This is a genomic window from Noviherbaspirillum galbum (assembly GCF_010974945.1).
GTDB classification, from domain to species: domain Bacteria; phylum Pseudomonadota; class Gammaproteobacteria; order Burkholderiales; family Burkholderiaceae_D; genus Noviherbaspirillum; species Noviherbaspirillum galbum.
The window spans coordinates 38787-52932 of the sequence record NZ_JAAIVB010000069.1 but is presented as its reverse complement, the minus strand read 5'-3'; the positions used below and the strand labels follow the sequence as shown (position 1 = coordinate 52932).

Sequence of the window (14146 nt, the reverse complement as noted above, 5' to 3'; positions counted from 1 at the left end):
GATCAATCCCAGCCAACAAGGTTACCCAATCTTGTGCGTCGAGAAAGCGTAGTCGTAAATCATTTAACGTCCACCTCGTAAGTCTCCTCGCACTCCATTTGATCTACGCACTTGGCTACTTTTGGATGGAATGACTTGCCCTTTGCATTCCATGCATACGCGTCCTGTTCCACCCAGATGACTACGCAACTTGGGATCGAAATATGCAGAAATATCCAAAATACGCTCACATTTTGGACAAGGCTTGACGCTGCCGTTCTGCAGTCCTTCGGTGTCTTCCAAAATTCTTGTTACGCTCTGAAGCGCAGATGTTTGGGAAGCGTGACTTACCAGCTGGAACAAGCGGTCTGAAAGCGTCTGGATTGGATCTTTCCCTAAGTTGAACCGATTTACGCGCAAGAACTTGTACCCGTAAGACTCGATCACAAGCTGCCGTTCAATGTCCGATTCTTTATAGCACCGCTCCCAATTCGCTGCCGTCACTGTGTCGCGGCGTACGAAGTGTTCGGCAAAGCCGTCATACTCAATGATGATCCGGACGTCATCGCCGTCATCATCTGGGTCTCCGTAATAAGTGAGCAAAAAGTCGGCGCGATAGGCAGGGTCGCTGTAAGACGGGTCTAGCTGACGGAGGTAATCTCCAACTTTAAACTGGGTTTGCAGCTCGATCACGTCTGCATTGTTTTGGTAGAACGCTGTCTTCTGGAGCCAATCGAGAACTTTTGCCTCCATAGGGGACTCGGTCGGGCCTCCGTTCGGGATCGAGCGGCGGGACAAAACCGACTCGAAATGACGGATTGCGCGTCCGATACTGCCTTTGAACTCGTTGGTAGGCTTGGATAGGACGAACAAAATACCTTCCTTTGCCCTGGAAAACCCGACATTAAGGCGCTGAACCTTTAATGCTTCCTCGATCCTTTCCTTGTCTTCATCCAGGGATACCGGGAAAATATAGTTTAATGCGTCATGGGCACGGGTAGCCACCATGGAATAAATGATGAGATCCCTTTCTTCGCCCTGACAAGTGTCAAAAGTCATTATCTTCAACCGAAGCTGCTTTTGAAAGCGATCGGCATAGGTGTCGTTCATCAGCAACCGAGAAAGCGCCTCCTGCTGCTCCCGAAACGGCGTGATGATGCCTACAGACTCTTCTGCGCCAGAGTCAATCAGGCGCCGAAGTTCGCCCAGAATGAATTCTGCTTCTACACTATTACTGTTGCGATGCTTCTCAGCACGTCCGTCGTGCTCCAAAACTTTGAATGAAAGCACGTCGGTCAATGGCTTGGCTCGCACCTTGATAGCCTGCAGCTGACCGCCGTAAAACTGCTCGGAGGAGAAACTGATTAGTTCTTGATACCCACGGAAATGCTTCTTCAGCATGATCTCGGTGTTTGCAATGAGCTTGAAGAAGTCCAGCACCGATTTTTTCACGTCAAACTGTTTCAAACGCTCGATCCGATCAGCGGCACTGGAGACATTCCGACGAAAAAATGCTTCCATGTCAGTGAGGTAGGTCGCGTTGCGCTCCTTGCTTGCCTGTTGCGACTTTACGTTCGAAAACTGCTTCTCATCCCCGAACACCACCACTTTCTCAGCACGCAACAAGGCGGGAAATGCCTGCGCCAGAGAAACTTGGCTGGCCTCATCGATCACCACAATTTGAAAGCACTGATTTTTGAGCGGAACATACTGCGCATAGTCGCGGATGCCGGCAATAATGCAAGGGAAAGCCCCGGAAAATCGGTCAAATTCGTTTGTTGGAAACTGCTTCTTGGCTTTGATGACGTCCCCAATGGATCTGGCAAGTGCCCGGTTTTCTTGTACAAACTGAACAAACTTGCTATCGATCTCCCGTCCCATTCGTGCAGCATATAGGGTTTCCAGACGCGACTTGTCGCCTACGTAGTCGAATGCCGGAGCGGCGTTGAAGGTATTGGAGATCCGATGCCAATCGACCGCGTAAGATGCCAACTGGTAGATTTGGACCAATACCTCACCAGGTGCTGCGCTCTCAGTGAACGGCCAGTGGTCCGGGAAGACCGTTGTGTACGCTGTTACCAGACCGTCGACAAGTTTTGCGGTGCCGGGTGCGGTCCTGTTCATGGCGAGTATGTTGTACACCACGCTGACACGGGGTTCGGCAAAATTGCACTCGGACGCCGCGCGCTGAATTGCGGAGAGTGTGTCCACGACTTGCCTAAGCCCGTCAACGTTCCGATGCATGTCAAGCGAATTGATGCAAGGAAGCGCGGCACCTACCTGTTGATCGATTGCTTTTGCCTTTTTTCGACTAAATAAATAACCGAAAATCGGCCATTTTGCGTTTTCATAGTCAGTAATGAACCGCGTCAGTACCGGAATGTGACTGGGAGTGAGGTCCTTGAAAAGACCTAGCAGCTCAGGACGTTTGGCGACATCCATGACGGCTTTGGCGACAACCAGCGCGCGAACACCCGACTGGAGATCCGGCTTGCTGCTCCCGCCATCAGGCAAAGAACCAGCTACTTCCTGAATGTGCTCGGTCCCCACAGCACTTACTGCCTGTGCCAGGACTTCAAGATGGGCGGGCAACAGAGGGTCACGCAATCGTTCGGTTGAGCCGGGCAGCTTTTCCTCGATCATGCGTTCGGTTACGGTCAGCTTTTGCACCTCGTCGAGTCGAACGCTGGAGTACGCATGAATGGTTTTGGCCACATTTTCACGCAGTGACTCATGAACCGATTTGGTTTCCTCGTCAAGCTGAGTTGCATTGGCCCGCTGCGCTCGATCCTGTTCCTTGATGCGCTCGAGCGATGAAGACGCGATAAGCTTCGGGTATGTCGAGGTCTTTCCGAGGCGCAGAATTGGGTTGGGAAAATCGTCGCCCCCGTGCCGAACCTTCGCCAAGGTCGCAGCCAGTTTGTCTTCGACCACGTCCAGTGCCTCCTGCTTGTCCGAGAGAACCAGAATGTTCTTCCCCGACAGAATGGCGTCGAATGCAATTGCCGAAATCGTGTGGCTTTTGCCCGTGCCGGGCGGGCCCTGCACGATAATGTGTCGACAGTCCTTCGAATTCAGGGCAATCTGAATCTTTATCTGTTCTTCGTTAACTGGAATAGGCGAAGGTGCAACGAGCCGATCCGGAACGCTGACGCCTTCCCACGTCTTCTCGACTGCCGGTGTCGCATTTTTCGGTTCGTCCATGATCATGGCGCGCACGATACCTTCAAACATACTTGCAGCCTCCTGCTTATCGCTTTCCACAGCAGTAAGCAGCGCTTCATAATCGGAAAGAATGGCTTCATCGGCTCTGTCGAATACCGCGAAGTAAGCCGCGTTCGACATGCGCACGCTGGCGCTGTCCACCATTTTTAGGCGGTTTCCCGAAAGATCGAGGTCGGCTGCGACTTCAATCGCCTTTGCCATATTGTTCAGCTGCTTCACCGCTGCGTCAGAGAAGCACTCATTTTCAGGCAGGTAAAGGATTCGATCTTTCACCGGGGAGATGAATGTGCGGCCAGAGTCGGAAGCCATTTCCTGAGCAATCCAGTCAAGCGCACGCTTGTTGATGTAAAGATGGGGGTCGGCCTTGAGCACAAACGCTGTAGCTTGTTCATCGAACCGGATATCGAGCGGAATGTAAAACAACGGGAACGTCGCAGTCCCGAACCGGATATCGCACAAATAAAGGTAAAGACTTTGACCTTCGCTAGTGCGTAACGTGTTATCCAAGTCCCGCATTTCAAGGAACGCGTCGGCCGTTGAAAACTGCTCGAAGAAGTCCGTCAGGGACTTGCGCACATCCACGGTTGCAAAGTATTCGTCCAACAACGCTTCGAGTTCAGCAGATTCTCCGGTCACAATCAGCGTGTTGAGCGGCTCGCCAATCCGGTCACTGACGGGTCTGGTGATGGTGTCGATCAGGTCAGCTTCGATATCGTAAATGGACTCCACTGCCGAATAAGCGCTTTGCTTGAACGGCTCCTCAAGGGTGGAAAGCAATCCTGCCACGACTCTTTGCCCAAAATCGTCAACAAACTGCACCGCGACGGTTTCCACATACTTTTCGGCATCCCGGGCGCCGGCGCTGCGATGTTTGATCGCACAGTCGAGAACACCGCTGCGAATGCTCGCGAAGCTTTCGTCTGGAAGCGCGGCCACTTGCTTGGCGATTAAGTCACGTAGCGTAGGGGAGAGCGGAGCGGCGAAACGCCCCTTGGGGATACGGATTTCCAGCGGCTGGGTTAATGGCTGGCGGACAGTTTTCCAAGCTGTCTCGAATAACGTACTGTACTTTCGTAAGGGGATTCCCATCCTAAACCCAGCATCACTCTTGTAAATGATGCGTCGCCGAGGGGCCTGATGACGTCGAAAGTCAGTTTCGATGAAGTCTTGGAAATAGCGCAGCACGTGTTTGGCAAATCCTGCCACGCCATCCTCAGTTAGTGCTCTCGACTTCGAATCCGGCTGCTCTGTTATGTCAGTCATCTACCTACCCCTGTTTTTCCGGCGTGTTGAGATTTTACAATTTCCTCTCGAGGGCAAACTGATTATTTGCCATATGCAGCCGGCATGCCTTTTGTACGGATCCTACCTTTTTCTCATGATGGTCGCCCACCTTTGTCCCCATCTGAAACGACTTAGTGACAATGAAACGCTGGGCTTTCGGATTCGCGCGTGCCAAAACAGCTTTGATGTACGCTGTAAAGCGTGTGTCCCTACAATTTGTCAATCGAGGGTTCGGGCAGCGCTTTCAGCACGCTCTTGGCAAACGGATCGATGGCATCAACGTAACGCATCGCTGATTTGACGTCTTTCCATCCAATGTACTCCATCAAGGTCTTCATGTTCCATCCATTGGACGACGCCCAGTTCGCGAAGCCGCGGCGCAGGGAGTGCCCGCTATATAACTCCGCCGATTCAATCCCCGCGCCTTCCAGCATGCTTCGCAAAACGGGAATGAGACTGTCCGTACGCGATCCCTCATCGCGCACATGCCCCCATCGGTCAATTCCCCGGAAAACTGGCCCTTCGACCAGCTGGGAGGCACTGATCCAATCCAGATAGGCATCGACCGGGCACAATTTGCGCAGCGCCGATACCTTGAAGGTCGATCCCTGGTATGCCCGGTCTCCCTTAGTCTTCGGGAAGTAGCAGGACATGCCCTGGCCGGCAGACGCGTTGACATGCTCTACACGTAGGCTAGCGAGCTCGTCGCCGCGGAACCCGCGCCAGAAACCCAGCAGCAGCAGCGCCTTGTCTCGCCGGCTGCGCAGTGCCAATTTCCGGTTGCCCGTTTCCTGGGCAGTCGCCGTTTGCTAGTCAAGCCAACGCACCACCGCCTCAAGCTGGTCGAGTTCCAGCGGCTTGGCCTGTTTCTGCTGCGCGGGATGGGATGCCCGTATGCCACGCATCAGCTTGCGCACCTTTTCGTCCTTGGTAGGGTCGGCAAAGCCTTGGGTTTTGTGCCATTGAGCCAGTGCCGCCAGACGCTGCTGCAGCGTGCTGAATGATAAGCTGGCAGCGTAATGCGCCAAGTACTCGAGCACGCTTTTGGTAGAGGCCGGTAGGCGGCCGCCCCACATGACCTCGAAGTGCCGAACCGCTGACTGGTAGGCTAGGCGCGTGTTTTCGCGCGTGGCGGCGTGAAGGTATTGGTCGAGCTTGGACATGTCGGTTTTAAGGCGCAAATCAGGCGAAACATTGTGAGTAGCAGAAATTGCTCAAATTTATTCGCAACTTACCAACCCGGATATCTTGTCCAATAAAATGTAGACTCTTCCTGGTTGTCCTGCCAATCGAGGCGCCATTCGTGAAACACTGCCAAGTCGTCGGCGACTTGTCCTATCACGTCCCTCAGTTCCAATTCATTTAGCCAACGTTGAGGGATTTCTTCTTCACAAAACATCGCCCCGAGGATGTTTCCTGCAATCGCCCCTGTTGAATCACTGTCTCCTCCATGATTGACCGCCATTATTACCCCCTCTTGAAGATCATTTGCACGTAAGCAGGAGAAAACGGCAATCGCAAGTGCTTCTTCGGCAATCCACCCCTCGCCGATCTTCTGGATAGCAGCTTCAGCGCTGATATCGGAACTGGATAAGCTCCGCGCCAAAACAATTGCATCTAACGATTCTTGATGTTTATCGTGTTGCTGCAACTCGCGCAGTGCAATGTTCAATGCGTTATCGAGCGATTCGCCGTTGACGAGGAGTCCAACAAGTAACGCGAGTGTGCCGGATGGCAGCTGCCCCGTCGGGTGCCCATGCGTAATCGCCGCCACATCACAGCCGAGCTTGAATGTTTCAGCGATGTAATAGCTTTTGTTTTCTAGTAATTTGGATGACATGAACAGACCCACAGGTGCTGCACGCATCACTCCTCCGCATCCTTTGCTGTCATTTTCAGCTTTATTGCCAAAAGATGACATCAAAGAGAGGGCCGACAAACAGGTGCTGCCGGGTGCTCGCCGGGAATACAGCGCCCGATGTGTAGAAAGCCAGCCGTCTATTGCGTCGTCGCGTAGCAAGGGGGACCTTATGCCTTGAGTGAGCAGCCAACGCAGGTAGGCATGGGCAGTAACTGCGACAAGGCTTGTTCCAAGGCCGCGCGTCTGCGTACGCACATATCCCCGTAATAAGCCTTCTGCTGTATAAAGGGTCATCTGGGTGTCATCGGTGATGGCCCCCATGGAACCGAAGCTTTGCACATAATTACTGATGCCATTTGCCCCATGGTTCTGGCGTATTTCCGAAAGGCTGCTGAATTCTACTGCTCCACCCAATGCGTCACCGGCTGCACCCGCGAGGAGGCAGCCTCGAAACCGTGCCCGACGCAGAGCATCGTTACAGATACGAGGCAGAGTCGGGGCATGATTTTGGCTATCGTACAGATCTGACATGTTGCCTCTTTGCGTCTAGGACTTCGGTGCGGAATTTGCGATGTCGATGCATACCCCATTGTGATCGCTTAGCTTATTGCCCCCCTCTGTATAGCCCTCCCAAGCTCGTAGCGATTCTGGCACTACTTGCAAAGATTCAGAGAGACAGATGTGGTCGATCGTCGCGCGGGATTTAAGGAGACCTTTTTGTCTGAAATCTTCCTCAGTTACACATGCCAAACTCGCCTCTTTTAGAGCCTCTGTTAGAAGCTTTACTGACGTAGTATCTTCGTACCACCCAGATCCGTCACGGCTTTGATTGAAATCCCCCGCAACTATCAGCTGATGCTGAGGAAAATTCCGTCGTAATTTTACCCAGTCTAAAGCTTGTGCTTGGATAGCTCGCCTATGTTCTTCCCACCGTTTTTTTGTCCCGTCCCCGCGGTCATTTGCGTAGGTAATGATGGTGCCGTATACCAGCAATTGTCCAATATCCGAATGTATTTCAGCGCAAACGCTGCTCGTTGCGTCAAATGTTTGCAGGACACGCCTTATTGGGAACCGAGACCAGATCGTAGCCGAGCTCTCGCCGGCCGCATAGCTTGAGCAACCTTTATCTGAAGCTGCAAAAGAAAAGCCTGGCAACTGAATTGCATCACTTGTTTCAGTTAGTATCCAGATGTCGGCATCCCACTTCTGAATGACCTCGCTGCGCATCTTGTTTTTTTCAGTGCTACCTAACTTAGGCCGATTTAAATTCCAGGTGGCAATACGTAAGTGCGGGCGGCTTGGGAAATCGATCATAGTCATCCTTGAATACCCTTATAGGGGGCTGCTGCTGTCCCGAATGAGTTCCTTGGCTATCGGGCGAAATACGTTGACAAAAACGTTTGCCATTTTCGCGAGCCATTGAGTTTTTTCTTGGTCGGATGCGAAGTCGCTACCTGAACGAGTGATAGTGAATGTAAAGTCATCACCGGTTGAAAATTTTCTAAATTCACTCTTTTCGGGTAGCTGCATTAATATTTTGTCCACGTTTGGCCTTAGCCGTTCGATGAAGTCAGCATAAGCGCCAGCTCGGCCTGCAAGGCAGGCTCCCAGTTCTCCTTGGCCATTTCGTGTGGCATAAAGAAGGATCCAGACACCCGGCCAAGGCAATGGCAGCCGCACATTGTTCGGCCAGTACAACTTTGGTGGTTCTTGATCAGGATCGTCTATGGACGCAGCAAGGACAGGTTTCCACCAGTGCCTGTATATCTCATGCTGCGCGTTGACCTCTTTTACTTCCGTGTCGGGTCGACCAACCCTCCCAGTTTCCAGATCACCCGTCTCTTCAGCATTCAAAATAGGGACGGAGCCAGTTTCTGATTGGACAACGACCACATGATGCGGTATGACTTGCGTACGAGCGACAACGCGCGGCTGAATAATCAGCGCCGAACCTTCCAAGTCATATAGGGCGACCTCAACCATGCCGAATGCAAATGCTGATGCTGCATTACGGTTGATCAGCTCGGCGATCGCGCCCACATCTTCTCTAATACCGTCTCCAGCAATCAGCAACATGAATCGTCCTTGCCGCATGGCTGCAGCCGTTGCATCAACAAACGCATGCTCCTCAAGATAAGGAAACTTGCTCCGCACCAGCTCAAAAGGAACGTTGCCAGTTATGCCTGTGGCGGCTGAAACTTGGCGTTGCAGATCTGAGTAGGACCACCTGCTTATGGAACGTGCGTAGTCGAGGATTTGAGCCACGACCTCACGACGAGCTTCAGGATTGCGCCACAACTTACATTCAACGAGAGTCAGGCGCCCATGCTGGTTGATGAACGCAAGGTCAATCGGCCCACTACCTGTGCGCAGTTCGGTGCACAGGGGAATGAGCTGACCAAATGAAGAATCAATTTCTGCGATCGGCAGAATGTCAGGATTTTGATGAAGCGTATCGCGCAACCAAGCTTCGTTACGGCAAGATGTATCACCTAGACGTAGGCGTTTTGCCCTTTTAGGTGAAGACCCAGATGATTCCACCACCATGTATTCAGTGTACATGTGCCTCCTGTATGTTCTATCTGTCGAGCAAACTGGCTTTTACGAGACTATCGTGCTTTTCTTACGGAATACGAACACTTAATTATCTCGTACATCCCACTTCACACCAGTTAATCGTCCGTTGAAGTAAAAGTACCCGAACTTCGGAAGGAAAAATGACACTCGCCGAACGGGCGGAAGTAAATGTGCCCGAATCGGGTTCCTGACAGCACCGGTTTCTCCAGTTTGCGTCTATTCCACTGACTTGTGCTTACTGGATGGCAGCCGGTAGTTGGCGAAGGGATCTGCCGCCTCCACATACCGCAGAGCCGACTGAACGTCCTTCCACCCCACGTACTCCATCAGCGTTTTGACGTCCCAACCATTGGCGGTGGCCCAGTTGGCAAAGCCCCTGCGCAACGAGTGGCCGCTGTAGCGCTCGGCCGAGGCGATTCCCGCTTCCGTCAACAGTGAACGCAGAATCGGTATCAGGCTGTCAGTATTGAGGCCCTGGTCACTGACATGCCCCCAGCGGTCGATCGCCCGGAAAACCGGGCCGTTGTCGAGCTGGGCGACATGAATCCATTCCACATAGGCTTCCACTGGGCATAGTCGGGCAAGCGCTGGTGCACGGAATGTCGTGCCCTGATAAGTCCGGTCTCCTTTGGTTTGCGGGAAAAAGCAGGTCATGCCTTCGCCCGGGACTGCTTGGACGTGTTCTACCCGCAACCTGGTCAGTTCATCGCCCCGGAATCCGCGCCAGAACCCGAGCAGCAAGAGCGCCCGATTCCGGCAGTGGCGTAGTTTGGCGCCGCGGTTGTGCTCTTCATGCGCTTTCGCAATGGTGCCGTCGAGCCAGGAAATAACCTGATCCAGTTGGTCAAGCTGTAACGGTGTCGCGCGCCTTTCCTGCGCCGGGTGCAATGCCTGGATGCCACGCAGCGCTTTACGCACTACCGGTGCTTTGGTCGGATCGGGGAAACCCTGTTCAATGTGCCACTGGGCGAGCGCGGCCAGTCTGTGACGTAGCGTATTCAACGACAGGGTTTCGGCATGGTCGGCGAGATAGCGGGCGACGCTGTCGGCGGTTGACGGCAAAAAGCCGCCCCATTCGACCTCGAAGTGCCGGATCGCGGATTGATAGCTTTGCCGGGTGTTTTCCCGGGTCGCGGCTTCGAGGTACTGGTCGAGCTTGGTCATTACGTGTGGCGCTGTCGCTGACAAACCGGGCATTACGCTTGGAAAGGTCCAAAAATCTGCATTTCCGGCTGATCATACCGGATAACGCCCCATTATCCCAAGCAAATTTGCACGCCAAATGAACTTGCCTTTTTGCGTTCCATGGTATGTAATACGCTTGTATGTAAATCTTTATCAAATTCGCCGACCGACATGGCCAGATCCGGAATCTACAAACACGACGTTGAGAAACCTACGGTGAAGGAAAACTGCCAATGTACGAAGTGCGCAAGTCTTTGATTTTGCTAGCCACCCCTTTTTGATCTAGGCAGATTTACTTCACTAAAGTTTGAAGTAAATCTGACAATTCCCAATTTTCCTCTCCTACACTTTCTCTATACGCATTATGCGGTCTGGAGGGGTGATGGCGTCAGATCTGCGTTTCCCTAAAGCAATAACAAACGCTAGGCCGTTTAAGTCACATCGTTACGACGTTCATGGACTTAAGGTTAATCGTAATCTCTCCCTTTTTAATCAGAATCCGCTTAATACTTGGCTCCAACTGGAAGCTGATCCGGCTGTTCTGAGCTATTGCGAACGTCCAGTTGTCATTCCTGATACGTCGCCCAAGAGAATCGTCGACTTCTGGGTTGCCTTTTGCGACCGCGAGGAACTGTGGTTGATTTCTTCTGACAAGGTTGCCTCACCTCCGGAAGAAACTGCCAGAACTTTCCCTGCATTTTGCACGTGGGCTGAATCACAGCATCTTTTAGTGCGCGAGGTCTGCCCCATTGATCACCAGGCTTGCGCATGGTTTTTGGATAACTGGGGACGAATTGTGCGCATGCTCTCAGCAAATCGCCGTTACGTAATGCCCTCGTTATTGAAACAAGTGGAGCAATGCATCAGCGCTCCTACGCAGCTAGCAGCCATTCTGCAAAGATTTCAGGACGAAGATAGCGTGCTGGTACAGTCAGCAGTGTTCATCCTTATCCATAACGGCAAGTTGCGCTGCAGAGACATCGGCACCAATCCCCTGGGTCCCACGTCCGTGCTCGAGCCTGTATGAAAACGCATGCCTTCGGCAAAGCCAATTTCAGTCGTGACTCATTTCCAGATGAATTGCGTGATCTTTCTACTTGGCCTTCAGTCGATATAGGCGCCCTGGATGATACTGATCGCACAGCCTTCCTTTCTCGCCGCCGGGCAATTGAGCTCTACGTTGAGAACCCCGAGGCGTCCCTGGCCATCATCAAAAGCCAGACTGGTGTCGAACCAAAGACGGTCTACCGGCTAATAGATCGATGTCTGACCAGCCATGCCGACGGGCGGATTTATGGAATGCGTGCGGCCATACCCTACGCGCGCCTGAAGCAATATGAACGCACCCATTCGCTCGACAGCCCCCATTTGGCAAGAGGGAGTGGCCTGGCGGGCGCTTTTACGCTGCTGTTGCAACAGTATCCGGCGTTAGAAAAATTTCTGCAGCGCTATGTCAAGCTACGCAACCGCCAGCATGGCAAAGCGCGTCGTGCGCACAAAGCCCTTGCCCGCATCCATAAGAAATTCCTCGAAAAGTGCCGAGCGCTGGGCATCAAACCGCACGAGTATCCCTTCAGCCAAACCATGGCTGGTCTGCGATCGATGGCGGCCTATTTGCAAAAATCCGAAATTCGTCCCCGTAGCTTTTCCAAGCAACATTCAGGTATCGGGGGAACAGGTCAGACGCAAGAAGATGAGCCAAGAGCGCCAGCTGCAACACGTGCATGGGAGGTCGTCGAGTTTGACGGCCACAAATTGGATCTGCGGATCACTGTTCGGGTCATGGACCCGCTTGGTTTCGAGACCCTACTGGAACTGACGCGTATCTGGATTCTTGTGCTGCTCGATGTGGCCAGCCGTGCTGTCATCGGATACAAGCTCGCACTGTCCAGTGAATATAACAAGGATGACGTTGCCGGAGCCTTGCAAGCGGCATTGACCCCATTTCGCCCACGCCAATACAAGCTCCCGAACCTGAAAATGCGCAGCGGTGGAGGCTTCCCATCGGAGGTCTTGCCTCAAACACGATATGCCTGCTGGGAATGGTTCCGCTTCGACGGTGCCAAATCACATCTCGCCATCGACACGCTCGCACGCCTAAACCAAATCGTGGGTTGCTGGCCCGACAACGGTCCACCCGCCGAACCGAATGAACGTCCATTTGTGGAGCGTTTTTTCCACCTTCTGGCGCGCAATTTCGCACATCAATTGCCCGGTACCACCGGAAGCAACCCAGACTCGATCGAACGCCTCCTGAACGACCCAAAAGGAGATCTCAGCCTGTTAGTCGAACTCGAAGAACTGGAAGAGATGATTGAAGTGGTGATTGGGGACTACAACGGCACACCGCACAGCGGAGTCTCAAACAGGACACCGCTCGAAGCCATGGCGCAGCTGCTTGCACGCGATCCCGGCTATTTGCGAACGCTTCCGCGAGTTGTCCACCAGAACCTCTGCCTGTTGCAGGAGGCACGGATCAAACCCATCAGAGGTGATACGACGACGCGTCCTCATATCAATTTCCAGGAGGTGCGCTATACCAACCCGATCCTGGCAAGCAGCCTGTCATTGATCGGCAAAAAGCTGCGTATTTACTTTGATGTGCGTGACATTCGTAGCGTGAAAGCTTTTTTTGAGGATGGAACCGAGCTCGGCGTGCTGAAGGCGGCCCGTCCATGGTGCTATACCCCACACTCATTACGCGTGCGCCAGGAAATTTTCCGACTCAAGCGGGAAGGAAAGCTGAAATACCGCGATGGCGATGACCCTGTCGAGTGCTGGGCAAAATACAAGCGACACAAGGGAAAAACCAGCAAGCGTGCCGCGACCGACTTGGCAAAGGCAACCTCGCACAGCAACGCCATGGCAGAGGATGCACCAGCAACATCAGTGCCTCCGCGGGAAATCACTCCAGTACCGACTGCAGAGGGTGGAGCACTGCTGCGCGAAACGGTGCCGGAGTTGACGGTTCCAGCCGAACCGCCACAAGCGCGAAAACTGAAGATCAGACGCACGATCACATTCTAGACAGGGGACTACCTTGGCCGACACTTATCAGCGTCCTGTTTCTTTTGACTGCCATCCCGTCATCGAGCAAAAGTACATCCTGCCCACCCCCTCGATCGAGGAAATGTACCTGCGTGTGAAGAAACTAATTCGGTTGCGTACGCCTGGCGGCATCATCTTTGCCCATCCGCGGTTCGGTAAAACCTATGGTGTGCGCTACGTCATGCGCGTATTGCGCGAAGATTACCCCAAGGCAGTGGTCCTCAGTTTCGGTTGCCAAAAGAAGAGGTCGAAGTCAGAGGACGCCTTCTTTTCACTGTTACTGCAGGCAGTCGGTCACCCAGGCGCATTCACTGGCAGCGTTCCAAAAAAGCGGGCCCGGCTCAACGAGAGAATCATGGAGCTGGTCAATCGCTCAGGTCACAACTGGTTCGTCATTTTTGCTGACGAAGCGCAGCGTCTGGACGTCATTGAGTATGAATGGCTGCGCGACGTCCATGATGAACTCGAGCGGTACGGCATTCGCATGATCACGCTGCTCGTGGGCCAGCCACAGCTACTGAATCAAAAAAGTGCGTTTCGTTTGAGCCGGGAGACGCAGATCGTTGCGCGCTTCATGATCGACGAGCTGCAATTCCATGGCCTGCTATCGGCAGATGATGTGGCCACCTGCCTGGCGGGCTATGACGAAGCGTGCTTCCCGGTCAACAGTGAGTGGTCGTACACGCGCTTTTTCTTGCCGGCTGCCTATAGTACTGGGTTTCGCCTGGTTAATCAGGCCGCAGTCTTGTGGGACACTTTCAAGACTGCTCACGATGCCGCCGGTTTCTCTTATGACCTGCAGATACCGATGCAGTACTTCGCACGGTCGGTCGAAATCGCCTTGGGCGAAAGCGCTGCACAGGATGATTACCACTTCTCGATACCGCTTTTAACCTGGCAGCTGGCTATCAAGGAATCCAATTTTGTCGCCGCGCAAGAGGAGCTGCGCATCGTCATGACCGATGACCTGCCGGCACAGGATTGAAC

The 14146-nt window shown here is 53.2% G+C and carries 10 protein-coding genes; 3 read left to right on the top strand and 7 right to left on the bottom strand.

Features of this window, described 5'->3' with window-relative positions:
* Positions 1–63: 63 nt before the first annotated feature.
* The 7 genes from G3574_RS19920 to G3574_RS19890 form a co-directional block, all read right to left on the bottom strand.
* The gene (locus G3574_RS19920; protein WP_163967167.1) at positions 64–4467 is read right to left on the bottom strand and encodes an AAA domain-containing protein; all 4404 of its coding nucleotides are present in this window, start codon (positions 4465–4467) and stop codon (positions 64–66) included.
* A 230-nt stretch (positions 4468–4697) separates the two neighbouring features.
* Positions 4698–5261 (bottom strand): site-specific integrase, encoded by a 564-nt coding sequence (locus tag G3574_RS19915; protein WP_163967166.1) that lies wholly within the window; start codon positions 5259–5261, stop codon positions 4698–4700.
* A 36-nt stretch (positions 5262–5297) separates the two neighbouring features.
* On the bottom strand, positions 5298–5651 hold the full coding sequence (locus G3574_RS19910) for a hypothetical protein (protein WP_163967165.1): 354 nt from the start codon (positions 5649–5651) through the stop codon (positions 5298–5300).
* 68 nt (positions 5652–5719) lie between these two features.
* Complete coding sequence (locus G3574_RS19905; protein ID WP_163967164.1) at positions 5720–6880, bottom strand: ADP-ribosylglycohydrolase family protein; 1161 nt, start codon at positions 6878–6880, stop codon at positions 5720–5722.
* Positions 6881–6895: 15 nt separating this feature from the next.
* A complete protein-coding gene (locus tag G3574_RS19900; protein WP_163967163.1) occupies positions 6896–7669 on the bottom strand; it encodes an endonuclease/exonuclease/phosphatase family protein in 774 nt (257 codons plus the stop codon).
* 12 nt (positions 7670–7681) lie between these two features.
* Positions 7682–8911: a PDDEXK family nuclease gene (locus G3574_RS19895; protein WP_163967162.1), complete on the bottom strand. Its 1230-nt coding sequence runs from the start codon at positions 8909–8911 to the stop codon at positions 7682–7684.
* Between the two features lie 231 nt (positions 8912–9142).
* Positions 9143–10090, bottom strand: a complete 948-nt coding sequence (locus tag G3574_RS19890; protein ID WP_163967161.1) for a site-specific integrase — start codon at positions 10088–10090, stop codon at positions 9143–9145.
* A 403-nt stretch (positions 10091–10493) separates the two neighbouring features.
* Between G3574_RS19890 and G3574_RS19885 the strand changes: the two genes are divergently transcribed.
* From G3574_RS19885 to G3574_RS19875, 3 genes are read left to right on the top strand one after another with little or no spacing between them, the layout of a single operon-like run.
* Positions 10494–11138, top strand: a complete 645-nt coding sequence (locus tag G3574_RS19885) for a hypothetical protein (protein WP_163967160.1) — start codon at positions 10494–10496, stop codon at positions 11136–11138.
* Positions 11135–13138: a transposase family protein gene (locus G3574_RS19880; RefSeq protein ID WP_163967159.1), complete on the top strand. Its 2004-nt coding sequence runs from the start codon at positions 11135–11137 to the stop codon at positions 13136–13138. Before G3574_RS19885 ends, G3574_RS19880 begins: the two co-directional genes overlap by 4 nt.
* A 13-nt stretch (positions 13139–13151) precedes the next feature.
* Entirely contained in the window at positions 13152–14144 is a 993-nt protein-coding gene (locus G3574_RS19875) for an ATP-binding protein (RefSeq protein WP_163967157.1), read from the top strand.
* Positions 14145–14146 lie beyond the last annotated feature (2 nt).